This window comes from Pseudomonas sp. LBUM1641 (assembly GCF_059716235.1).
Window position 1 is genome coordinate 3,033,099 of sequence record NZ_CP166815.1, and the last position, 22,326, is coordinate 3,055,424.

Annotated in this window: 20 protein-coding genes and 3 pseudogenes; 9 read left to right on the top strand and 14 right to left on the bottom strand. The window is 59.8% G+C overall.

Annotation, left to right across the window (positions count from 1 at the left end; all coding sequences use genetic code 11):
• Window position 1 precedes the first annotated feature (1 nt).
• From ACA046_RS13845 to folE, 5 genes and pseudogenes are all read right to left on the bottom strand, one after another.
• On the bottom strand, window positions 2-538 hold the full coding sequence (locus ACA046_RS13845) for a cysteine hydrolase family protein (RefSeq protein WP_497676774.1): 537 nt from the start codon (window positions 536-538) through the stop codon (window positions 2-4).
• A gap of 216 nt (window positions 539-754) precedes the next feature.
• Entirely contained in the window at window positions 755-1,351 is a 597-nt protein-coding gene (locus ACA046_RS13850) for a TetR/AcrR family transcriptional regulator (RefSeq protein WP_497676775.1), read from the bottom strand.
• 597 nt (window positions 1,352-1,948) lie between these two features.
• On the bottom strand, window positions 1,949-2,410 hold the full coding sequence (locus ACA046_RS13855) for a PAS domain-containing protein (RefSeq protein WP_497676776.1): 462 nt from the start codon (window positions 2,408-2,410) through the stop codon (window positions 1,949-1,951).
• 140 nt (window positions 2,411-2,550) lie between these two features.
• A pseudogene (locus tag ACA046_RS13860) lies at window positions 2,551-2,743 on the bottom strand (short-chain dehydrogenase); the annotation flags it as partial.
• Window positions 2,744-2,783: 40 nt separating this feature from the next.
• Window positions 2,784-3,320 (bottom strand): GTP cyclohydrolase I FolE, encoded by a 537-nt coding sequence (folE, locus tag ACA046_RS13865; RefSeq protein ID WP_497677080.1) that lies wholly within the window; start codon window positions 3,318-3,320, stop codon window positions 2,784-2,786.
• A gap of 286 nt (window positions 3,321-3,606) precedes the next feature.
• Between folE and ACA046_RS13870 the strand changes: the two are divergent.
• Window positions 3,607-3,952: pseudogene (locus ACA046_RS13870) on the top strand (transposase); the annotation flags it as partial.
• 8 nt (window positions 3,953-3,960) lie between these two features.
• Window positions 3,961-4,065: pseudogene (locus tag ACA046_RS13875) on the top strand (LysR family transcriptional regulator); the annotation flags it as partial.
• 71 nt (window positions 4,066-4,136) lie between these two features.
• Here ACA046_RS13875 and ACA046_RS13880 read toward each other — a convergent pair.
• A complete protein-coding gene (locus ACA046_RS13880; RefSeq protein WP_497676777.1) occupies window positions 4,137-5,453 on the bottom strand; it encodes an MFS transporter in 1,317 nt (438 codons plus the stop codon).
• Window positions 5,454-5,692: 239 nt separating this feature from the next.
• On the opposite strand from ACA046_RS13880, the gene ACA046_RS13885 reads away from it, so the two are divergent.
• Entirely contained in the window at window positions 5,693-6,820 is a 1,128-nt protein-coding gene (locus tag ACA046_RS13885; protein WP_497677081.1) for an MFS transporter, read from the top strand.
• A gap of 55 nt (window positions 6,821-6,875) precedes the next feature.
• Window positions 6,876-7,973, top strand: coding sequence for a LacI family DNA-binding transcriptional regulator (locus ACA046_RS13890; RefSeq protein ID WP_459028524.1), 1,098 nt, complete (start codon window positions 6,876-6,878; stop codon window positions 7,971-7,973).
• A 108-nt stretch (window positions 7,974-8,081) separates the two neighbouring features.
• Here the strand turns inward: ACA046_RS13890 and ACA046_RS13895 are convergent, their stop codons facing one another.
• The 3 genes from ACA046_RS13895 to ACA046_RS13905 are packed head-to-tail and all read right to left on the bottom strand — an operon-like array spanning window position 8,082 to window position 12,201.
• On the bottom strand, window positions 8,082-9,692 hold the full coding sequence (locus ACA046_RS13895; RefSeq protein WP_497676778.1) for an FAD-dependent oxidoreductase: 1,611 nt from the start codon (window positions 9,690-9,692) through the stop codon (window positions 8,082-8,084).
• Between the two features lie 17 nt (window positions 9,693-9,709).
• Window positions 9,710-11,497 (bottom strand): thiamine pyrophosphate-binding protein, encoded by a 1,788-nt coding sequence (locus tag ACA046_RS13900; RefSeq protein ID WP_497676779.1) that lies wholly within the window; start codon window positions 11,495-11,497, stop codon window positions 9,710-9,712.
• Window positions 11,494-12,201, bottom strand: a complete 708-nt coding sequence (locus ACA046_RS13905) for a ThuA domain-containing protein (protein ID WP_459028530.1) — start codon at window positions 12,199-12,201, stop codon at window positions 11,494-11,496. The genes ACA046_RS13900 and ACA046_RS13905 overlap by 4 nt, the downstream gene beginning before the upstream one ends.
• Window positions 12,202-12,488: 287 nt before the next feature.
• Here ACA046_RS13905 and hisD point away from each other — a divergent pair, with 287 nt between their 5' ends.
• Window positions 12,489-13,772, top strand: coding sequence for a histidinol dehydrogenase (gene hisD / locus ACA046_RS13910; protein WP_459029278.1), 1,284 nt, complete (start codon window positions 12,489-12,491; stop codon window positions 13,770-13,772).
• Window positions 13,773-14,382: 610 nt separating this feature from the next.
• Here the strand turns inward: hisD and ACA046_RS13915 are convergent.
• Window positions 14,383-14,823 (bottom strand): hotdog fold domain-containing protein, encoded by a 441-nt coding sequence (locus ACA046_RS13915; protein WP_258346371.1) that lies wholly within the window; start codon window positions 14,821-14,823, stop codon window positions 14,383-14,385.
• A gap of 142 nt (window positions 14,824-14,965) precedes the next feature.
• Between ACA046_RS13915 and ACA046_RS13920 the strand changes: the two genes are divergently transcribed.
• Window positions 14,966-15,583, top strand: coding sequence for a TetR/AcrR family transcriptional regulator (locus ACA046_RS13920; protein WP_497677082.1), 618 nt, complete (start codon window positions 14,966-14,968; stop codon window positions 15,581-15,583).
• Between the two features lie 13 nt (window positions 15,584-15,596).
• On the opposite strand, the gene ACA046_RS13925 is transcribed toward ACA046_RS13920, so the two are convergent.
• Complete coding sequence (locus ACA046_RS13925) at window positions 15,597-16,046, bottom strand: Rrf2 family transcriptional regulator (RefSeq protein WP_076013839.1); 450 nt, start codon at window positions 16,044-16,046, stop codon at window positions 15,597-15,599.
• A gap of 144 nt (window positions 16,047-16,190) precedes the next feature.
• Here ACA046_RS13925 and ACA046_RS13930 point away from each other — a divergent pair, with 144 nt between their 5' ends.
• A complete protein-coding gene (locus tag ACA046_RS13930) occupies window positions 16,191-17,078 on the top strand; it encodes an NAD(P)/FAD-dependent oxidoreductase (RefSeq protein ID WP_497676780.1) in 888 nt (295 codons plus the stop codon).
• 2 nt (window positions 17,079-17,080) lie between these two features.
• On the opposite strand, the gene gudD is transcribed toward ACA046_RS13930, so the two are convergent.
• Window positions 17,081-18,430 carry a glucarate dehydratase gene (gene gudD / locus ACA046_RS13935; RefSeq protein WP_497676781.1) on the bottom strand — a complete coding sequence of 450 codons (1,350 nt, stop codon included), beginning with the start codon at window positions 18,428-18,430 and terminating at the stop codon, window positions 17,081-17,083.
• Window positions 18,431-18,440: 10 nt separating this feature from the next.
• Entirely contained in the window at window positions 18,441-19,790 is a 1,350-nt protein-coding gene (locus ACA046_RS13940) for an MFS transporter (protein ID WP_497676782.1), read from the bottom strand.
• 288 nt (window positions 19,791-20,078) lie between these two features.
• Between ACA046_RS13940 and ACA046_RS13945 the strand changes: the two genes are divergently transcribed.
• Together ACA046_RS13945 and ACA046_RS13950 are read left to right on the top strand one after the other, a co-directional pair.
• Window positions 20,079-20,789, top strand: a complete 711-nt coding sequence (locus ACA046_RS13945; protein ID WP_497676783.1) for a FadR/GntR family transcriptional regulator — start codon at window positions 20,079-20,081, stop codon at window positions 20,787-20,789.
• A gap of 85 nt (window positions 20,790-20,874) precedes the next feature.
• Complete coding sequence (locus ACA046_RS13950) at window positions 20,875-21,462, top strand: LysE family translocator (RefSeq protein WP_497676784.1); 588 nt, start codon at window positions 20,875-20,877, stop codon at window positions 21,460-21,462.
• Between the two features lies 1 nt (window position 21,463).
• Here the strand turns inward: ACA046_RS13950 and ACA046_RS13955 are convergent, their stop codons facing one another.
• Window positions 21,464-22,297, bottom strand: a complete 834-nt coding sequence (locus ACA046_RS13955) for an AraC family ligand binding domain-containing protein (RefSeq protein ID WP_459028539.1) — start codon at window positions 22,295-22,297, stop codon at window positions 21,464-21,466.
• Window positions 22,298-22,326 lie beyond the last annotated feature (29 nt).

Below are 22,326 nucleotides of genomic sequence, written 5' to 3' on the forward strand. Positions count from 1 at the left end.
TTTAGAAGCAGATATCGTCAGCCTTCACACGCTTCACAAACGCCCCAGCCAAGGTTCCATTGTGATGCTCGATAATTGCCTCGGCCGATAGCGCCGGAGTGTCCATGCAGGTATGGCCATCTTCCGGCAGCACTACCGAGAACCCCAGCTCGACGGCCACTCGGCACGTCGTGTCGATGCAGTACTGGGTTTTCATCCCGACGATCATCAGTTCATTCACCTGTGCCGCCGCCAGTTGCTGCGCCAGCTCGGTGCCGAGAAAACAGCTGGGCCGGGTTTTATTGAAAACCGTGTCGCGGGCTGCATCGACCTCCAGCGCTGGCCAGAGCTGCCATAACGGGCTGCCCGCCTCGATGGGCGAACCCGCCGGGCCGGTGTGACGCGCTGCAAAAACCGGCACGCCAGCGTGTCGCGCACGTTGAATCAACAGGTTGATGTTGTCGAGTACGCGCTGGCGCTCGTAGGGTTTTTCCGGACCATCGTACAGACCGGTCTGCATGTCGATGACCAGCAGGGCGGGGCGCTTGTTGTCAGGCATGGTACTGCTCCTTGTAGTTGCCAGATGGCGGAGCAATAAAAAGGCCCCGTCCATTGCTGGCGGGGCCTTGGGTAAATCCGGGTGGCTTAGTTTGCGCGCCACTCACAGCTACCACACGACCCGCCAAAAGCGGTCGTGGTGGTGGTGCGGGTGAGGGCCTGCTGAATAAGGTTCATGGGCCGATCATGCTGGCGCTGGCGTTTGGATGTCAACGCATCAACCGAGGTTTTTTTCCGGGATCAGGAGATTTCTGGCAGCGGCGAGGAATTCGTCGGACAGGCTATTGCCTTTGGTCGCACGGGCCAGGGTGAGGGCGCCGACCATCATCGCGTACTGGGCAATGGCGGCCTGCCGGTCACCTTCGGGAGTTCCGGTTGCCTGGGTAGCGGCCAGGATCCCCATGGACGTTTCAAAGCCCTGGATAAAGCTGCGTTGCAACGCGCTGTCGACGGCTTCATGGCACATCTCCCCGGCAAACGCCGCAACCGGGCAACTGTCCCCGGGGTTGTCACGATTGGCCGCCGACAGATACGGATCAATCAACGCCAGGCGCGCAGCCTCGGGCTCAGGGCTTTGCTCGAACCTGGCCTGCCAGCGCAGGCTCGATTGTTCGAACGCCCGGTTGCAGGCTTCCGTGGCCAGTGCCTCGCGGGACTCGAAGTGCCCGTAGAAACCGCCATGGGTCAGCCCGGCGGCGGCCATCACGTCCGACACGCTGATGCCATGGATGCCCCGATCACGAAACAGACGCGTGGCGGCCTCGACGATGATTTCGCGGTTGAGTTCGGCTTGTTTGCGGGACACGCGTGGCATCGGGGGCTCTCTGGATCAGGTTGTGGCAGGAATAGTCGGCATCATAAAACGTTTAGCTGGCGTACTGCGCAACCCCGTTGCCGAACGACCAGTTTTCGTGACATCGACGCGCTAGGCGTAGGTGACGTCGGGTTTTTTCCGAAGGTCGATGCGCACGATTGGCATGGCAGATATTCCAGTGAGAGGCGTGGCATTAAAAATACATGACGTTATGAATTTATAAAATAGATTTCTTATGAAATGTAAGCTGACATAGGTTTTCAGTATCGGTAGGTCCCCTGATCGCTAACAGACAACATAATCAAATCTCTCAAGCAGCAGGTGTTGCCCGAGTTTCAGAGTGAGGACGAACGTATCGTCTATCGTCTTGGGAAGGCCCTCTATGAGTACGTCGTGTTGTACGCCGACGCCGTCAGTACACTTGGCGAGCCTGCTGTTGTTGAGTTGATAGGTGTCTACGGGTACTACGCGTTTTGTGGCAATGACACTCAATGTTTTTGCCGTGCGATGCGATGGAGATGCTCCACTGCCATTCCCTGAGCCCTAGGGGTTGCTGCCGTGAATTAAGTATTTATCCAGGCCGCCATTCAGGCGTTATCAGAGTTCGGGCGAGTCACTCTGCGATTGCGCCAGTTGGGCTTTCAAACTTGCGACTTCCGCTTCAAGTTCGCGCACACGTTCGCTGGCCGCAACTTCGACGCTGACGTCCTTCTGGATCCCGATGTAATAGGTGAGTTGATCCGCCTCGTTAAAAACTGGAGTAATCGACAGCTCATTCCAGAAGGCACTGCCGTCCTTGCGATAGTTTCGAATGATTTGCCGGCAAGGCTGAAGATTCCTTATTGCCTCGCGGATAGCGGCGAGGCCGGCCTGGTCTCGGTCATCCCCCTGCAGGAAGCGGCAGTCCTGGTACAGAGTTTCGTCAGCGCTATAGCCTGTAAGGCGCATGAAGGCGGGGTTGGCGTAGATCAGTATGTGCTCATCGCCTTCCTGCTCCGCAACGACGATGCCGTCGTTTGATGCTTCAACCACCATTTTAAGCAGTTCTGCGTTGATCATTTTCAGAGCCCCGGTACATTTCACATTATTCTAGGACAACTTGGGCGTTAAGAAGGTTTTCGAGATTATTTGGGGGAGCGTAGGGGGCACTGCAACAACCCGAGTAGATGATTGATGGCGCGAGATTCACTGCCTGTCTATCAGCGAAGACGTTCTCGGTTGTAAGCGAAGAACTTGCCGCTGTCGGCAGGCGCCAAGCGGTCAATCAGCGATAACAGCTCATGGGCAGCAATGCTGGCCGGCCTGGCTGCAGAGGCACCTCGAAAGGGGGGGGGACAGGTGCGAAATCACAGTGCCGGGATGAAGACCCAACAAGCGGATCTGAGGCTGCGTTCATCCAGGCTCTCCTGCGTTCTGATGCGATTTTGGGGTGTTAACCCAGTCGCCCTATCAGTTGCAGGCACTCGTGACGTGTAGCAGAGGACTCGGGAAAGGCGCCCAGCATCACGGATGAGGTCATCACCGAATTTTGTTTCTCCACACCTCGCATCATCATGCACATGTGCTTCGCTTCAATGACCACCGCCACGCCGGCGGCATCGGTGATGTGCTGAATAGCGTCGGCAATTTGTTTTGTAAGGTTTTCCTGGATCTGTAAGCGACGGGCGAGCATATCCACCACCCGGGCCACCTTCGACAGGCCCAGTACCCTACCGGTGGGGATGTAGGCTACATGCGCCTTGCCGATAAAGGGCAGCATGTGATGCTCACACAATGAATACAGTTCGATGTCGCGCACGATGACCATTTCATCGTTTTGCGATTCGAACAATGCACCGTTGATCACTTCCTCCAGACTCATTGTGTAGCCATTGCACAGGTACTGCATCGCTTTGGCTGCGCGCTTGGGCGTGTCCAGCAGCCCTGCTTGTGCTAAACCGTCTCCTGCGCCGCTGAGCCGGAAGGAGATCCGTCAGTAGCTTTCCCTCGTACTGTTTAGGGTCTCTACCTGGACAGTGCGAGGGCGATAGGCACACAGCCAAACGCCTCACCTGGATTGAACGTCCAGAGCCGCCCATTCTCATAGGTTTTCAGTATCGGCGTTCAGAGTTCCCGACTCAAGCCTCCGTTTTGCCGCTACCAGCACCGGGTCGAAGCCGGCAATACGACTACGCGGGAAGGTAGTTGGTCAGTCTGAATCGCCCCGGATTTTCTAGACACCTCTTTGCCTTAAAAGAGGCCAATCGGGAGGTGCCATGAGCAACCCGCGTTACCCCGAAGAATTCAAAATCCAAGCGGTCAATCAAGTGACCGAAAAGAAGCTACCCGTTGTTCACGTGGCGGCCCGTCTTGGCGTGTCGACGCATAGCCTCTATGCCTGGATAAAGCGCTACAGCAAACCTTAAGAAGAACGACAGCAGGACGACGATCTGCAAGCTGAACTGGGTCATCTGCGAGCGAAACTCAAGCGCGTCACTGATTAAAAAAGGCCGCCGCGTACTTTGCCAAGGAGTGCGGCTGAAGTACGCCTTTATCAAGCAGCGCGCGGGCGACTATTCGATTCGACGGCTTTGCCTGACGCTGAGAGTCCATCTCAGCGGCCTGGATGATTGCAGGTGCAACTCGCACCGTTCGGAATGCTGCTCAAGGGGCATCATATTAGTCGCGAATTGAGGCTGTTCATTGACTTAATCCGCAGAAAAGCGGCCGTTTGATCTCAATCCAAACATCCGATTCTCCGTTGATCATCCAAAATGCTAAATACCTGATTCTGATAAGTTTGCTGCTACTGCGGTAACGATTCTAGCGGATCACCACTACCACCCTCTCTACTATATGATGCGTCGATTAGTGGTGTTCCACAGGTAACGCGTTGTCTCGGCGCACGGATCAACAGTGGCCCGAGCATTGCCATTAAAGCGAGCATCACCAGTGGGAAAAACATCAACTTGCCCAGGCCGAAGTTGCTGACGATCACCGTGATCACAGTAGGGCCCGCCAGCATCCCGGAAAAGCCGATGCAGTTGACAATCCCGATGTTGCGCCCGGCATGTGCCGGATCTCGGCGCCCGGCGGCGGAGATCATCAAAGGTGCGATGCACGAAAGGCCGAGGCCAAACATCGCGAAACCGATAATGCCGGTGACGGCCGTGCTGCCCAAAATTGTGACGACCATGCCGAGTACGCACAGCGTGCCGCATCCAAACACCACCTGCGCATTACCGAACGCGGCCGCCAGGCGGTCGCCAAACAGCCGCCCCACGAATGACGCACCGACGAACAACGAGACCGCCATGCCTGCGGTCGCGGTGGTGGTTTCGAACTCCCGGCGAATATATTCCTGGCCCCAGTCGGCAATCGCGTTCTCACCCATCATGCTGCCCAGCAGCAGGGTGCCAAGGGCAATCATCACCAGCAGCGTCTTGGTCGAGGGGCCCCTGCCGGTTTCGTCTCGGGACTGGCTGCCGGCTTGCCAGTCGTCGAGCTGGGCGTTTGGCACGTCGTGTTTGCCCAATAACCATCGGCTGAATACACCGCCCAGGATGAACATCGCGAGGCCCAGCACGGTGTAGGGCACCAGCACGCTGTCGGTGTAGAACCGGGTCAGCCAACTGCACACCATGCCCAGCAGGAAACCTCCCAGGGAATAGAAGGCATGGAAGCCGGACATGATCGAGCGTCGATAAAACCGCTCCACCTGCACGCCATGGGCATTCAAGGCGGTATCCAAGGCGCCGCGCAGCAGCCCCAGCACGGAGCCGAAACACAGCGCAAACCAGAAACCGTTGACGAAGCCCAGCGGGATAATCGACAGGGGATAGGCGAGTGCGCCCAGGGTAATCACCGGCTTTGCGCCGAAGGTGTCCAGCAATCGGCCGACCAGTAACGCGCCGGCTGCGGAACCAACGCCGACCCCTAGGGCAATCAAGCCGAAGCTTGAATCCCCAGACTCACCCGTCAAACCCAGTTGCGTCCTGAACACGCTCACGCCGGTGGACCAGATGTACATCATGGCGCCGATCATCATGAAGCCGAGAAAGGTGGCGATACGTGCCTTGCGAATACGCGGGGGAATCGGTGTTTTCTCAAGAGTGCTTATCACGCTGCATGGTCCCTTTTGTTTTTATGGGGTGATTATGCATTTGGGGTTATACGAATAACCTCGTGGAAGTAAAACCTGCACCCTGTGGGCTGTCAATGCTTCAGTAGGCCATAATATGTAACAGTAACAAGGCAGTGGCCGGACCCTTGATTTTAAGTTATACGTATAACCCTAGTTGTCCGGGTATTGGGGTTTCCGTGTCGTCTCAAGAGTTGTTGGTGCCGTGCTCCACGCCGCATATGCCGGCCTATCGCTTGACGTTTCTGCTGTCCGGCCTGTGCATGGGCGCTTGGGCGCCGCTGGTTCCCTATGCGCGCAGCCGGGCCGGGGTCGATGATGGTGCATTGGGTATTTTGCTGCTGTGCCTGGGCCTGGGGTCGCTGGTAATGATGCCGCTGGCGGGCATCCTGAACGCCCGTAAAGGCTGCCGATTTACCATGCACATCGGGATCACCCTGGTATTCCTGACGCTGCCTCTGCTGGCGACCACCCATTCATTCATAGGCTTGATGTTTGCCCTGACCGTGTTCGGTGCCGGGTGCGGCGCGGTGGATGTGACGATGAACGTGCAAGGCGTGATGGTTGAGCGCGCGACAGGCCGGTCGCTGATGTCGGGCTTTCATGGCCTTTTCAGCCTGGGCACGATCATCAGTGCGGCGGGAATCACCGCGCTGCTCTGGCTGGGCGCCACGCCGCTGATGGCCAGCAGTGCGGTGATGGCGGCGCTGGCTGCGTTTGTCCTGAGCTGCGGGCGGCAAATGCTCGGACGCAGCGGCGATGAAGGCGCCCCGATCTTTGTGCGACCCACGCGCAAAGTCCTGGTGCTGGGGGTGCTGTGCCTGTTCGCCTTTCTGGCGGAAGGCGCGATTCTCGACTGGAGTGCGGTGTTCCTGACCCAGGTGCGTGATGTTGAACCTTCCATCGCGGGCCTGGGCTACGCGTGCTTCGCCGTGATGATGGCGCTGGGGCGATTGAGTGGCGACCGAATTCTGCTCAAGCTCGGCGCCCGCGCGGTGCTGGTGGGCGGCGGTTTGATTGTGATCCTTGGGTTCCTCACGGTGGTGCTCGCGACGAACTGGCTGGTGAACCTGGTGGGCTTTGCCGTCATTGGTATCGGTTTGGCCAACATCGCGCCGGTCTACCTGTCCCTGGCGGGCGGACAAAAGACCATGCCGGGAGAGTTGGCGATTGCCGCGGCCACCAGCCTCGGTTATCTGGGTATCCTGATGGGCCCGGCGGTGATCGGCTTGTTCGCCCATGCGACGAATTTATCCTGGGCGCTGCTGGCGGTTGCATCGCTGATGATCGCCATCATGTTCAGTGCCACACGACTGGTTCCGAAGGTTTCCCCTCAACGGGTACACTGAGCGCCTGTTTTTTCATGACCTCGCATGAGGTTTCAAAAGGATTGGGAAACAAGCGATGGCCGTTTCAATGAAAGACGTAGCACTGGCGGCAGGGGTGTCCCAGCCTGCGGTGTCTTACGCCTACAATCGACCCTCAAAACTGTCCCCGGCCCAGCGCGAGCACATTCTCGAAGTGGCTGCTTCGCTGGGCTACCCAGGTCCCAATGTGCTGGGTCGTAGCCTGCGCTCGGGCAAGATCGGGGCGATCGGGTTGATGATGATGGACAAATTGTCCCTGGCATTTGCCGACCCGTGCACCATTGCCATGCTGCGCGGTATCAGTGAGGTGGGCGAGTTGGAAAATGTCGCGTTGACACTGTTCCCGCTCAACAACAACCGTCTGGTGGGCCGGGGCCAAGCTGCCAGCCACGGCAGCCTCGCCCTGCGCGGGCTGGTGGATGGCCTGATTATCTCGACCCTGCCCGACGACCACCCAGCGGTGCTGGCCGTGGTCAAGCACAGCATTCCGTTCGTGGTGATCGACTCGCCGCTGGTGGAGAATTCGTTTTTTGTCGGCATCGACGATCGCGGCGCGGCTCGCACGCAAATGCAGCATTTGCTGGACCTGGGCCACCGCAAGATCGGCGTCATCATTGATCGCCTCAACCCGGACGGTTATCGCGGCCCGATCGACCTGCAACGCTTCAAGAGCGCCAGCGAGCGAATTGTTCGCGAGCGCCTTACCGGTTACGTGGAGGCGGCCACTGCTGCCGGCCTGGGATTCGAAGACCTCAGCGTGATCGAGGCCGGCGGGCTGGACTCCACATCGGGGCAGGCCGCAGCGTTTACGTTGCTGACCTCCAACGAAGTCACGGCGGTGGTAGCGTGTTCGGACGTGATGGCGATTGCCTGCATGAAAACCGCACACGCCCTCAATCGCCAGGTCCCGGAGACCCTTTCGGTGATTGGTTTTGATGATATCCCCGAGGCGGTGCAGCTCGGTTTGACCACCATTGCCCAGCCTATGGTGGAGAAGGGCGTATACGCCGCACGCTTGCTGACCGAGCAACTGAATGCCCCGGCCGATGCGCCGCTTGCGCCCGAGCAGAAGATCTTCGCCACCAAGCTGGTGGTGCGTACCTCGACTCGCAGTATCCAGCCGGCAGACGTCTGATCCTGTTGGTAAGGGATCACTGTAGGAGCTGGCTTGCCTGCGATGGCATCGACCCAATACCACTGACAGACCGAGTCGACTGCATCGCAGGTAAGCCAGCTCCCACCTTTACCCGGGCTGTCCATTGAAGTGGGCCGCTACTCTGAGGGCATTCGCCGCGATAGTGAGCGCCGGATTAACCGCCGCCGAAGACGGGAAGAACGAGCTGTCCACCACCCATACATTCTCCAGGTCATGCAGCTTGCAGTTCAGGTCCAGCACGCTGGTGGCCGGGTCCTTGCCCATCACGGCAGTGCCACACTGGTGGGAGTTCGTCGCGATACCCATGCGCGCCTTGAGGATCAGCGGATACCCCGCGTCACGCATGGTCTTGGTGGCCTTGCTCACCAGGCCTTCATGGGCCTTGAGGTTGTTCGGCGTCCAGTGAACCTTGATCGCACCGCGCTGCACGTCGTAGGTGACGCGGTTGTCCTGGGTCGGCAGATCTTCCGAGGTCAGGTACAGGTCGACGCTGTGGTCAGTGATATAGCGTGAAGCAAATTTCGGCAGCCAGGGCCGCATGGCACTGATCATCGGCTCGCGGATTTTTCCCAGCATCTGTACGTTACCCAAGGGGAATGCGTTGTGCGGGCTGGCGCTGTACCAGTCGTTGATGGCCAGGGTTTTCTGGAAGGTCACGTTGTTCTTGCGTCGCGGGTCCACCGCCAGCATGAAGGTGCTGTTGTGCACCATGTAGTTACGCCCCAACTGCCCGGAGCTGTTGCCCAGGCCGTGAGGATGTTGAGCGTTCGCAGACTTGAACAACAACGCCGCGCTGTTGACTGCGCCGCACGCCAGCACGAAGCGTTTAGCACGCAGTGTCACCTCGCGTCCATCGAACAGACCCCGCGCTTCAGTCACGGTTTTGCCATCGCTACCCGTGTTCAGCTGTTTGATCGTGGTGCGAGTCATCAGCCGAACGCTGCCACTGCGCAGGGCGGGCCTAAGCGCAGAAACTTCGGCGTCGGCCTTGGCATCCACCAGGCACGGATAGCCATCGCAGGTTGAACACAACACGCAATTGCCGCCATCGCCATAGTCCACCGCCGCCGGCATCACGAACGGCTTGAGCCCGGCGCGCTGCATGCTTTGCTCCAGCGCAACCAGGGTCGGGTCATGCTTCAGTGCCGGCTGCGGGAAGGGCCCTGAACGCCAGGGTTCGCTGGGGTCGATGCCGGCCTGGCCATGCACGCGGTAGAGTTTTTCAGCTTCGGCGTACCACGGCTCAAATTCGGCATAGCTGACGGGCCACGCAGGGGACACGCCCTCGGCATGCTGGATCTCGCCGAAATCCGCCTCGCGAAACCGTGGCAGCATGGCGCCGTAGAATTTGGTGTTGCCGCCGACGTAATAAAATACTCCCGGCGAAAATGCTTGGTTGGCCTGGTCCAGCCACGGTTCGGCATTACGATAGCGCCCTTGGCCGAACACCGCTTCAGCGCTCCAGTTCTGGATCTCACGCGGCAGGAAATCACCCCGTTCGACGATCACGATATCCAGGCCGCTGTCACGCAAGGCATGAGCGAAGGTCGAACCGCCCATGCCCGAGCCGATAATCACCACATCACAGTTGATCGTGCCATCTGCATCAGGCGTCACCACGCCGAGAGCGCGCGGTTCGCGCGACGCCCCCGGTTGTGGATTCAGCTCTGCATGATGCGAAATCAATGCATCACTCATTTGAGCCACTCCAGCATTTACAGGTGTTGTTCGGAATTACGGATCTGCCAGTACTCATCCTGGCGTTCGTCGGTGATGTATTCCGGAATCGGGAAGTCCCACCAGCCCGGTACCCAAGGGCCGGCTGCGTCGCGGTCGGTTGGTACTTCGATCAGCACCGGCACGTTCAAATCCAGAGCTTCCTGCAGGATCGGCTCGAGGTCTTCCGGGCGCTCCACACGGTAGGATTTGAGGCCGAAGGCTTCGCCCACTGCCTTGAAGTCCGGGCTGTAGGGCGTGCCGTCCGGGTGGTTGAACTCGGTGCCGATATGGCGGCTGGTCTGCTTGCGCTGGCCACCGCGAATCGACATGTAGCCGGCGTTGTTCTGGATCAGGAACACCACAGGGATATTGTTGGTCACGCAGATCGCAATTTCCTGGGAGGTCATCAGGAAATCGCCATCCCCGAGAATGCACACCACCGGCTGGTTAGGCGCAGCCAGTTTGGCGCCGATAGCGGCGGGCACGGCCCAGCCCATGGACGAGAAGCCGCCGGAGGTCAGGTGCGTACGTGGAGTGTAGACCGGGAAGGTTTGCTTGACCGCGCCCTGGGTGTTGCCCGAGCCGACCACCACGATGGTGTCGCGCGGGAACACTTTGCGCAGCGCGCCGAGGGGACGTTGTGAGGTGAACGGGAAGCGATCGGAGTCGCGACGACCCGCCAGTTTGGTTTCCCATTCTTCCTGATAACCACGCAGGTCGCTCAGGTACTCTTCGCGCTCAACCGTCTCGCCTTTCAGGCTTTCGACGATGGCGGCGAGGGCGTATTTGGCATCGGCACAAATCCCCACGGTCACCGGGTAGTTCTTGCCGATCTCGTGCGGGTCGATGTCGATGTGGATCAGCTTCGACGGCGGGATCGCAAAGGTCACGCCCTTGGCATAGCTGGACGACGACCAGTCGGTGAAACGGCAGCCCACGGCGATGATCACATCGGCGGTTGACGCGACTTTATTGCCGCACAGGGTACCGGTCTGGCCGACGCTGCCGGCGAACAACGGGTGATCTTCCGGGAAGCCGCTTTTGCCGTTCCAGGTGGTCACTACCGGGATTTTCCATGCTTCGGCGAGGGCGAACAATTCCGCGCTGGCTTCGCCGGTAATCACGCCGCCGCCGATCACCAGCACCGGGCGCTTGCTCAGTTTCAGCTCTTCCACCGCACGGGCGGTGGCTGCCGGGTCCGGGAAGCATTTACCGATCGGAGTCCGTTCTTCGAGGGCATGAAGGGTCACGTCAGCGGCCTCGGCCTGCACGTCCATCGGGATTTCCAGGTGCACAGGGCCTGGGCGCCCGGTGACCATCGCACTCCAGGCGCGGTGCATCATGAATGGCAGCTCTTCAACGCGGGTCGCCACCCAATGACGCTTGGTCACGGCTTCGGCAATTTTCGGGAAGTCGTTGTCGGTGTAGCGTTCCAGCTCCTGCAACAAACCGTGGCCACGCATGTGAGTGGGTGGCCCGCCGGTGATCAGCATCAGGCTGGTGGAGTCGGTAAACGCGGTGGCCATGCCGATCACGGTGTTGGCGGCGCCGGCACCGATGGAAGTCACCGCCGCCATCGGCTTGCCGCTCACCCGGTAGTAACCGTCGGCGAGGTGAACCGCGCTCTGCTCATGGAATACCTGGATGAACTTGAGCTTGGAGTCTTCCTCGAGGAAGGCGTCGGTCAGGGTCCAGATACCGTGGCCAGGGATACCGGCGACGTATTCGACGCCATAATTTTTCAGGGTTTGAGCCACGATCTGGCTGCCGGTCAATTTGGTCATGACAGGACTCCTTGGGTTGATGAAACGGGGGTGTTACTGGTTGCACGTCCGCGTGTCGCCCAGTTCAGGCCTTGCTTGGTCAGACGGCGGATATTCGGGTCAGCGAGGTTGCTGGTGTCGTGCCCGATGGAGTGATAGAACACCCGGCCCTGGCCCCACTGGCGCACCCAGGCCACCGGGCTGCGATGGCCCTTGAGCCAGGGGAAGGGGTTGCCGTCGAAGGTGGTTTCGGCCAGCACGTGAATGTTCGGGTCGACCTGCATGTAGTACTGCTCGGACCGTACCTCGAAATCCTCGACGCCTTGGGTCACCTCGTGGCTGTGGTCGATGACGTTTACCTGGTACGGGTGGGGAAAGCCTTCGCCCATCGGGTGTTCGAGGAATGAGCCGCCGAGCACCCAGTGATATTTGAGGCTGGCGCGAAACGCCGCGCCTGCGCCGTGCCAACCCACCAGGCCGGTGCCGCTTTCGATCGCTTGCAGCAGGCGGTTTTCCTGAGAGGCGGTGAGCGTCTCGGTGGTGACCGCGTTGTTCCAGCCGATCACGATCAGGTCATAACCGGTCAAGTCCCTGTCCAGTGTGAAGATGTCGGTGGACTCTTCGACCTCGAAATCCAGCTCCTGGAAAACGGTTCGCGCCCATGCCGCGATTTCGTAGGGGAAATGGCCGGGCCAGCCACCGAATAGATACAAGACTCGACTCACGGTTGATCACCTCTTTACGTTGGGTGTGATTATTAGGTTATACGTATAACCGCTTATTTAACCTATCACTCCGAAGCACTAAGTCAATGGGGCTCGCGTATTTTTCGTGAGCGGTTATACGAATAACGTCAGCGATCGCCGTAGTGCTTCAACACTGCGTCTGTGTTGCGTCAGGTTGCGTCATCAATAGGGTGGCTGCGAAATTGCCGGGGGCAGGGGGGTAGGAAAAGATGGTTGCCAATACCGGGGGCATGTCGCGTGCCCTCAAGAGCCACCTGGAGCCACTGATGATTCGTTACCTGAAAACACCTAAACCGGTCGAAGCCCAAGCAGAGATTGCTGCCCAAGTCCGCGATACCGTTGAGCAAATCATCGCCAACGTCGCCCGCAATGGTGATGCGGCCGTACGTGAATATTCGAAGCAGTTTGATCATTGGTCGCCCGTGTCTTTCCGGCTGACCGATGAAGAAATTGCCGCGTGCGTGGCGAGCCTTTCCGAGCAGGAAATTGGCGATATCACCTTTGCCCAGGCGCAGGTTCGGCGGTTTGCCGAGGTACAAAAAGCCTCGATGCACGATGTTGAAGTCGAGACGTTACCGGGGGTGATCCTGGGGCACCGCAATATTCCGGTGAACTCGGTGGCCTGCTACATACCGGGCGGCAAGTATCCGTTGCTGGCGTCGGCGCATATGAGCGTACTGACGGCCAAGGTGGCCGGGGTGAAGCGCGTTGTTGCCGCCGCCCCGCCGTTTGATGGCAAGCCGCATCCGGCCATCGTGACGGCGATGTATTTGGCCGGCGCCGATGAGATCTATTGCGTGGGCGGGGTGCAGGCTATTGCCGCGTTTGCGTTGGGGACCGATACGTTCAAGCCGGTGGATATGATCGTTGGGCCGGGTAATGCGTATGTGGCTGAGGCCAAGCGTCAGTTGTTCGGCAAGATTGGTATCGACTTGATTGCCGGGCCTACTGAAACGTTGGTGATTGCTGATGACAGTAGCGATGTGGAGATTATTGCTGCCGATTTGTTGGGGCAGGCGGAGCATGGGGTTAATTCGCCTGCAGTGTTTTTGACCAACAGTGCTGGGTTGGCGGAAACGCTGCCGGCGGAGATTGAGCGTCAGTTGGCGATCTTGTCCACTGCGCCGGTGGCTTCCATCGCCTGGCGGGATTATGGCGAAATCATCCTGTGCGATAGCGTCGACGAGCTGGTGCAGGAAGCCGACCGCATCGCCTCCGAGCACGTGCAGGTGATGACTCGCGATCCGTTGTATTTCCTGGAGCACATGACCAATTACGGCGCGTTGTTCCTCGGCGAGCGGACTAACGTTTCCTATGGCGACAAGGTGATTGGCACCAACCACACGTTGCCTACCACCGGGACTGCGCGGTACACCGGTGGGCTGTGGGTCGGCAAGTTCATCAAGACGTGCACGTATCAGCGGGTGTTGACGGACGAGGCTTCGGTGTTGGTAGGGGAGTACTGCTCGCGGCTTTGCGGGATGGAAGGGTTTGCGGGGCACAAGGAGCAGGCGGATATTCGGATTCGTCGTTACAAGAAGCACGGTTAAACCGGCGTCCTGCCGGTTTACCCGCTCCGCACTGCCTGCGTTCGGCCTCGGGCTGAATGGGGCAGTCAGATCAAGATCAACAGCAGATCAAAAGCAAGAGCACAGCGGCCTACAGGCCGGCTTCCTTCTCTGTAGGAGCGAGCTTGCTCGCGAAAAACCTGAGACCGCCGCGTTCATTCAGGATGCTCGCGTCATCGTTAACGACCTTCGCGAGCAAGCCCGCTCCCACATTTTGAACCGTGCCCGCTTTAGCTTCTGATTTTGCTTTTGCTTCACCACACTCAAGCCGGCCTGTAGGCCGCTGTGCCCTTGATCTGCTGTTGATCTTGATCTTAGGCGCCCCGTTAAACCACGCTGGCCGAACGCAGGCTTTGGAGCGTGGGTAACCCGGCAGGACGCCGGGTTAGCCGCGCTGGGCCAAGGATGGCCCATCGCGGCGGCCCACGGTCCAAAGCCGGAGTGCGGGCACACCGAGCCCAAGCGAGGTGCCGAGTGGTGGGGCAAGAGCGTTTTGCTTACTTTTGCGCTTTTCAAAAGTGAGCCGCTGTAAGAGCGGAACCAATAGCGGCCGTTACCGCAGCAACGGATATGCCCCCCGTCCCAACCACCATCACCCCAATTTCACGTTCATGGTAATCCGCGCGGTAAACACCAATTTCCCCTCCGCATCCAGCATCTCCACCGGCACTACCTTGTCACCCGCCGTTTGCCAGTCAATCCCCTCACCACTGGCCGTCGCCGTCACACTGCTTTTGGCCTTGGCCAGGTACTCCACCGTCATCCCCTTGGGAATCCACCGCGCGCCCGCCGGTACGGATACATCGGTCATGGTGCCCGCTGCCAGTTCCGCAGCGTTGCACATGGCAATCGCATGCACTGTTCCCAGGTGATTGGTGATTGCCTTGCTGAACGGCACCTCCACCGAGGCAAACCCCGGACGCAACTGGGTCATCAACGGATTGATCGTGCTGAAGTAGGGCGCCATCTGGCACGCCAGTTTGCTGAACGCTTCGGGACCGACACTGTTGAACATGCTAAGAGCCTGACTCATGGTGCTGCCTCATTCTGGTGAGTTTTACGGAATCTTGTTCCGTTACAGAATAATGTTCTGTAACGGAACAGTATTCTGCCCATGGGAAATCTGTCAAGCTGCCCAGGCTTGCCCTTCTTCAATGATTGAGTTCATGTTCAGCATGCAAACCCCGGATCTGCTCCAGCGTTGCTTCCCTGGCCGAAGGGCCGAATTGAAGCGCGATATCTTCAGGGCCGCCCTCGACCTGTTCAACGAACAGGGCCTTGAAGCCACCACCATCGAGATGATCCGCGCACGCTGCGACACCAGCGTCGGCGCGATCTATCACCACTTCGGCAACAAGGAAGGCCTGGTGGCCGCGCTGTTTTTTACCGCGCTGGACGATCAAGCCGAATTGCGTGGGCGCTATCTTGAATCGGCCGAAACGGCAAAGGAGGGCGTATATGCGCTGGTCCACAGCTATGTCGATTGGGTGGACAGCGAACCGCAATGGGCGCGCTTCCAGTACCACGCGCATTTCGCCGTGACCAAGGGGCCATTCGCCGTCGAGCTGGAAAGCCGCAACCAGGCGCGCAATGCAGTGCTGAAGGAGTGGATGGGGCTACCTGGGCGTGCTGATCAACTCAACCAGGTACCGGCCGAGCTGTTGCCGGCACTGATCATCGGCCAGGCCGATACGTACTGCCGCGCCTGGCTGGCCGGGCGGGCGACTAGCAGCCCGCGGCTCTATCGCGAGACCCTGGCCGAGGCCGCGTGGCGTTCAGTGGGCGGCGCTTAGGGCGCCGAAGGCATTACGCGCAAGGCGCCGGCGTCAGCGCTACCTGGTAGCGCTCGTCAAAATCATCCGCCAACTGCGCCAGCGTCACCTCTCCCAAGCGCTGCAGCAGCAACGCCTGGGCGTCATCAAACGCCTGGTTCAGCGCCGCGTTGACGGCCTGTTCTACCAGGCATTGCGGGTGATCGGTGGACAAGCCGACGGCAAAGATCGACGACGTGCCGAGGGCATTGTGGATGTCCAGCAACGTGATCTCACTCAAGGGTTTGCCCAGGCTCCAGCCGCCCTGATGGCCTTTTTCAGAACGCACATAACCCTTCTCCTTGAGCAGGCCGAGGGTGCGGCGCACCACCACCGCGTTGGTGCCGAGCATCTGCGCGATGGTCTCCGAGGTGGCGCGTTCCTCGTGGCGGCCCATGTGGATCAGCACGTGGAGCATGCGCGAAAGTCGGGTGTCGTTTCTCATCTGCAAGCCTCTGGATTTCCTGCCCGAAAGTATCGTTCGTAACGATTAGAGTTGCGAGACTCTTGACGAGGTATTTTTATGTAACTTATGGTGTGTCGTGAGTGCCCGGCAATCGATGCAAGGGCCACCAGAGAGGTCATCTTTATGGTTTACGACGTGATTATCGTGGGCGGCAGCTACGCCGGAATGTCTGCCGGCCTGCAACTCGCGCGGGCTCGGCGCAAGGTGCTGGTGATTGATGCCGGGCAGCGGCGCAATCGATTTGCGGCCACCTCCCATGGTTTCCTCGGCCAGGATGGCCAGCCGCCAGAGACGATCGCTGCCGAAGGCCGAGGGCAGTTGATGGAGTATCCGACGGTGACCTGGGTGCAGGACACGGCCCTTGAAGCGATTCAAAACCAGGGCGGTTTCGTGGTGCAAACCCGCTGCAACGGTGATTTCAACGCTAAGCGCCTGATTCTTGCCACCGGCGTGGTGGATGAGTTGCCCGAGGTCGAGGGGCTGAAAGAGCGCTGGGGCAAGCAGGTGTTCCATTGCCCGTATTGCCACGGTTATGAGTTGAATCAAGGCCGCATCGGCGTGCTGGCGACGTCATCGCTGGCGATGCATCACGCCATGATGCTGCCGGACTGGGGCACCACCACGTTGTTTACCAACGGCGTGTTTGTGCCGGATGCCGAACAGCAGGCGCAATTGGATCGGCGCGGGGTCAGCGTCGAAAGCCAGGCGGTGCGGCGGATTGTCGGTGAGCGGGCGGATGTGGAGTTGGCAGACGGCCGGGTGATCGCCCTGGACGGTATGTTCACCATGTCCCGAACGCGCATGGCCAGCCCGCTGGCCGAGCAGTTGGGGTGTGAGTTTGTCGAAGGACCGACCGGACCTTATCTGCTGACCAACGAGACGCGCCAGACCACAGTGCCTGGCGTGTTTGCCTGTGGTGATGCCAACCTGGCCGGCGGCTCGGTAGCGCTGGCAGTAGGTGAGGGCGTGCGCGCCGGGGTGGGCGCGCACTTTTCGATGATCTTCAGCTGAGGTCAGCGCACCAGGCACGGCCGCTTGTTATCGAACGTCCAGCCCGGAATCATGAACTGCATCGCCACGCTGTCATTGCGCGCACCCAGGCCCATGCCTTTGTACAGTTCGTGGGCGTGGGCCACGGCGTCCATGTCGATGTCCACGCCCAGGCCCGGTTTGGCCGGGACCTTGATATGCCCGTCGACGATCTTCAATGGAGCCCTGGTCAACCGCTGGCCGTCCTGCCAGATCCAGTGGGTGTCGATGGCAGTGATTTCCCCCGGCGCGGCGGCGGCCACCTGGGTGAACATCGCCAGGGAAATATCGAAGTGGTTGTTGGAATGCGAGCCCCAGGTCAGGCCCCATTCGTGGCACATCTGCGCCACGCGCACCGAGCCTTGCATGGTCCAGAAGTGTGGGTCGGCCAGTGGGATGTCCACGGACTGCAACTGGATCGCGTGACCCATTTCGCGCCAGTCGGTGGCGATCATGTTGGTGGCGGTCGGCAGCCCGGTGGCACGGCGGAATTCGGCCATGACTTCACGCCCGGAGTAACCGTTTTCCGCACCGCAAGGGTCTTCGGCGTAGGCCAGCACATGATGCTGGTCGCGGCACAGCGCAATGGCCTCCTTCAGCGACCAGGCGCCGTTGGGGTCCAGGGTGATGCGCGCATCGGGGAAGCGTTCGGCCAGCGCCGTGACCGCTTCGATTTCTTCGGCGCCGCGCAGTACGCCGCCCTTGAGTTTGAAGTCATTGAAACCGTATTGCGCCTTGGCCGCCTCAGCCAGGCGCACGATGGCTTCAGGGGTCATGGCCTGTTCGTGCCGCAGGCGGAACCAGTCTTCGGCATGGTCTTCACTGCGATAGGCCAGGTCGGTTTGCTGGCGATCACCGATGTAGAACAGGTAGCCGAGCATCTTCACCGCCTCGCGCTGCTGGCCTTCACCCAAGAGTGCAGCGACCGGGACTTCAAGGAATTGGCCGAGCAAATCCAGGAGCGCAGCCTCCATCGCCGTGACGGCATGGATGGTGATGCGCAGGTCAAACGTCTGCAAACCCCGGCCCGCCGAATCCCGCGCGGCGAAGGTTTGGCGCATGGCATTGAGGATGCTCTGGTACTGGCCGATGGGCTTGCCGATCACCAGGCTGCGGGCGTCTTCCAGGGTTTCGCGGATGCGTTCTCCACCCGGTACTTCACCCACACCGGTGCGGCCGGCGCTGTCGGTAAGGATCACGATATTGCGTGTGAAAAACGGCCCGTGGGCGCCGCTGAGGTTGAGCAGCATGCTGTCGTGGCCGGCCACCGGGATGACTTGCAGGCCGGTAACGACCGGGGCGCCGTTGGCGTGGTGTTGGTGTTCTGTGTTCATCGTGTATTCCTTATTTGCTCAAGACGGGGGCGGGTTGCAGCACGCTGCTGGTGGCCGGCGCAGGCAGTGTCCTGGCGAAAAACACCAGGATTGCCGCAAGGATCGAAGTGCCCGCCAGACCATACAAACCGCCCTGGATCGAACCGGTGGTCTGTTCCAGGAAACCAAAGGTGGTGGGTGCGACAAACCCGCCGAGGTTGCCGATGGAGTTGATCAGCGCAATCACTGCCGCCGCGATCCGCGCATCCAGGTAACCCTGGGGAATCGGCCAGAACAGCGAGGACGCCGACTTGAAACCGATCGCCGCAAAGCAGATCGCGATAAAGGCAAAGATCGGCCCGCCGGTGGTGGACAAGAACATCCCGACGGCAGCGATCAACAGTGCCGCCGCGACCCACGCTTGCTGGAACTTGAACTTGCCCGCCAATGCAGCGAAGGCGTACATCGCGATGATGGAAATCAACCACGGGATCGAGTTGTAGAAACCCACCTGGATGTCGCTCAGGTCGCCCATCTTTTTGATGATGCTCGGCAGCCAGAAAGTAGCGGCGTAGATGGTGAGTTGGATGCAGAAGTACAGGGCACAAAACAGCATGATCTGGCGGTCCTTGAGCAGCTTGCCCAGGGTCGGCTTGACCGTGGTGGCGGCGTCACGCTCGCGCTGTTCGCGCTCGATCTCGCCCACCAGCGCATCCTTTTCTTCAAGGCTGAGCCACTTGGCGTCGTGGGGCTTGGAGTCGAGCCAGAACCACACGAAAAAGCACAGCAGCACCGAGGCCATGCCTTCGATGATGTACATCCACTGCCAGCCGTGCAGGCCAAACCCGGTGATTTGCAGCAGCACGCCCGATAAGGGGCCGGAGATCAGCGAGGCGAGGGCCGAGCCGCTGAGGAAAATCGCAATCGCCTTGCCGCGTTCGACACCGGGCAACCAGCGGGTGAAATAGTAGATCACCCCAGGGAAGAAGCCGGCTTCGGCCACGCCCAGCAGGAAGCGCAGGATGTAGAAGTGGGTTTCATTCTGGATGAAGGCCATCAACGTCGCGGTGATGCCCCAGGTGAACATGATGCGGGTCAGCCAGATGCGCGCGCCGACTTTTTGCAGGAGCATGTTGGACGGCACTTCGAACAGCGCGTAGCCGATAAAAAACAACCCGGCGCCGAAGCCGTAGGCGGCAGCACCAATGCCCAGGTCGTGTTCCATATGGGTACGCACAAAGCCGATGTTGACGCGGTCGATGTAGTTGACGATGAACATGATCACGAAGAGCGGGAGCACGTGGCTCTTTACTTTCTTGATCGCGCGGGCCAGGACCGGGTCGGTGGCAGGCGCAGCTGTCGCAGGGCTGGAAGAGGTCACGAGGTAAAACTCCCACTGATTATTGTTGTGCGGGGAACTGCTTGGGTTACCAGAGATGTCTGACAACTTGATAGACATCATACAACTGCAATTTCAGAGATGGCAACACTTTGTAGGAGCGAGCTTGCTCGCGAAAAACCTCAACGATTACGCGGTAATGTTGAAGGTTTTTGGTGTGGCTGGCTTTTTCGCGAGCAAGCTCGCTCCTACAGAAATTGGTTTGTTGTCATACAAGTAAGGACTTATAAGAATGCTAGTATTGCCAGGCGCCCCTGAACGGAATTCCTGATGCAAAACCCCACCTCGGCACTTAATCGCAAGCGCTCCCCGGGCCTTGCCCACGATATCGTCACCGCATTGACCCAGCAGATTCTCCTGGGCCAGATGGCGCCGGGTGAGAAGCTGCCGTCCGAGTCCGCTATCGTGGGTGAGTACGGTGTCAGCCGCACGGTGGTACGCGAAGCACTCTCCAAATTGCAGGCTGCCGGGCTGGTGGAAACCCGCCACGGTGTCGGCACCTTTGTGCTGGAGCGCGACGAACGTCAGGGCCTGCACCTGACCCACGACACCGCGGCCAGCGTGCGCGGCATTCTTGAGCTGCGCATGGGCCTGGAAACCCAGGCAGCGGCGTTGGCAGCCCTTCGCCGTACCGACGAACAACTGCAGCAGATGCGCCAGGCACTGGATGATTACCAGGACTCACTGGCCAATAACGACAGCGCCGTTGAACCCGACCTGCGCTTCCATCGCCTGATCGCTCAGGCCACCGGCAACACCTATTTCACCGACGTGATTTATCACCTGGGCAACTCGGTAATCCCGCGCACCCGAATCAACGCCGAAGAGCGCGGCGACGCGGACCTGATGGAGTTGGGGCGCCTGGCGAACCTTGAGCACGAGGCGATCCTGAAAGCCATTCGCCGCCAGGACCCGGATGCAGCGCGTGCCGCCATGCTGCTGCATTTGAGCAACAGCATGGAGCGGATGACAGGGGAATAGGCTCGCCAGGGGCATTTTCTTCAATACCGCGATCCGTCGTCCCTTTAAGGTTCAGCTCATACCTGCATAACAACAAGGAACTGCAATGAGCTTGATCATTTCCATGGCCGCCTTCGCCCTGGCCACTTCCATCACGCCGGGACCGGTGAATGTCGTGGCCATCAGCTCAGGGGCGCGCTTTGGGTTTGCCGCCAGCCAAAAACACGTGGCCGGGGCTGCGCTGGGATTCACCTTGCTGTTGGTATTGATTGGCCTGGGGCTGCACGAGGTGCTGGTGCGCTGGCCGCTGCTGACCCAGTTGATTCAATGGGGCGGGGTGGCGTTCTTGTTGTACATGGCCTGGAAGCTGGCGGTGGACGATGGGCGACTGGACGCTGAAGGCACGGCCACGGCGCCCTCGATGCTCTACGGCGCGATCATGCAGTGGCTCAACCCCAAGGCCTGGTTGGCGTGCGTGGCAGGCATGGGGCTGTTTGTCGCCGATGGCGATGCACAGCAAGTCTGGCTGTTTGCGGCGATCTACCTGGTGATTTGCTACCTGTCGGTGGCGTGCTGGGCCTACGCCGGGACCTTCCTGCGACGCTACCTGAGTAACCCCCAGGGCATGTGCCTGTTCAATCGATCGATGGCGGCGTTGCTGGTGGCCAGCGTGGGGTATTTGCTGCTGGCATAAGTCAGCCGCGGTATTGCCCGGGCGTGGCCGCCAGATGTTGTTTGAAGGTGCGTTGGAAGTGCGCCTGATCGGCGAAACCGGCGGCCAGTGCCACATCGGCAATCAGCTCGCCATTGCGCAGTTGTGCGCGCGCAAACTGGATGCGGCGGTTGACCAGGAACGCATGGGGCGTCATGCCGTAATACTGCTTGAATGCGCGGATCAGGTACGACGGCGACAGCTCGGCGACCTGGCAGATAGCCTCCAGTTTCAGGGCCTCGGTGCAGTGCTCACGAATGTACTCGGCCGCCCGTTCCAGCTTTTGATTCACCTCACGCAACGGTGTGGTCGACGGGTTGAGCCGTTGCTGGACCTCGGTAAAGAAACTCACCGCGGCGCTCTGCTTGTGCAGGTGTTCCGCTTGCTCGTCCACCAATACCTCATACAGCTCGATCAAACCGCTATACAGCACGATGTCGCGAGTATGAGTGGCAGTGAACGGGCGAAAACCCAGCTCGGTACTGAAGCCCAACTGGTGCTGCAGGTCCGTCAGCCAGGCCGTGTCGATGTACAGCATGTGATACGACCAGGGCTGGTCGTAGAGAGGATTGCAGGCGTGGACATCGCCAGGGTTCATAAGCACCACGGTGCCGGCGCTGATCTGGAAGGTGGACACACCATGGAGGTACAGGCTCTTGCCAGCGGTGATTGCGCCGATGGAAAAATGCTCATGGGAGTGCCGGGTATAGCAGACCTTGCGCCCGTCAGAGATGGTCCGCGCCTCGATAAAGGGCAGGGTTTCGTCGCGCCAGAAGCGCGGTGCCCGTGACAGTTGATCAGTGGCGTTCAGCGACATGTCTGCAGCTCCATCTCGAACAAGATCGA

Coding starts and splice junctions, on each gene's coding strand:
- ACA046_RS13845 (WP_497676774.1), bottom strand. CDS start 538: ATGCCTGACAACAAGCGCCCCGCCCTGCTGGTCATCGACATGCAGACC.
- ACA046_RS13850 (WP_497676775.1), bottom strand. CDS start 1,351: ATGCCACGCGTGTCCCGCAAACAAGCCGAACTCAACCGCGAAATCATC.
- ACA046_RS13855 (WP_497676776.1), bottom strand. CDS start 2,410: ATGATCAACGCAGAACTGCTTAAAATGGTGGTTGAAGCATCAAACGAC.
- ACA046_RS13885 (WP_497677081.1), top strand. CDS start 5,693: ATGCCGGCCTATCGCTTGACGTTTCTGCTGTCCGGCCTGTGCATGGGC.
- ACA046_RS13890 (WP_459028524.1), top strand. CDS start 6,876: ATGGCCGTTTCAATGAAAGACGTAGCACTGGCGGCAGGGGTGTCCCAG.
- ACA046_RS13895 (WP_497676778.1), bottom strand. CDS start 9,692: ATGAGTGATGCATTGATTTCGCATCATGCAGAGCTGAATCCACAACCG.
- ACA046_RS13900 (WP_497676779.1), bottom strand. CDS start 11,497: ATGACCAAATTGACCGGCAGCCAGATCGTGGCTCAAACCCTGAAAAAT.
- hisD (WP_459029278.1), top strand. CDS start 12,489: ATGATTCGTTACCTGAAAACACCTAAACCGGTCGAAGCCCAAGCAGAG.
- ACA046_RS13915 (WP_258346371.1), bottom strand. CDS start 14,823: ATGAGTCAGGCTCTTAGCATGTTCAACAGTGTCGGTCCCGAAGCGTTC.
- ACA046_RS13920 (WP_497677082.1), top strand. CDS start 14,966: ATGCAAACCCCGGATCTGCTCCAGCGTTGCTTCCCTGGCCGAAGGGCC.
- ACA046_RS13925 (WP_076013839.1), bottom strand. CDS start 16,046: ATGAGAAACGACACCCGACTTTCGCGCATGCTCCACGTGCTGATCCAC.
- ACA046_RS13930 (WP_497676780.1), top strand. CDS start 16,191: ATGGTTTACGACGTGATTATCGTGGGCGGCAGCTACGCCGGAATGTCT.
- gudD (WP_497676781.1), bottom strand. CDS start 18,430: ATGAACACAGAACACCAACACCACGCCAACGGCGCCCCGGTCGTTACC.
- ACA046_RS13945 (WP_497676783.1), top strand. CDS start 20,079: ATGCAAAACCCCACCTCGGCACTTAATCGCAAGCGCTCCCCGGGCCTT.
- ACA046_RS13950 (WP_497676784.1), top strand. CDS start 20,875: ATGAGCTTGATCATTTCCATGGCCGCCTTCGCCCTGGCCACTTCCATC.
- ACA046_RS13955 (WP_459028539.1), bottom strand. CDS start 22,297: ATGTCGCTGAACGCCACTGATCAACTGTCACGGGCACCGCGCTTCTGG.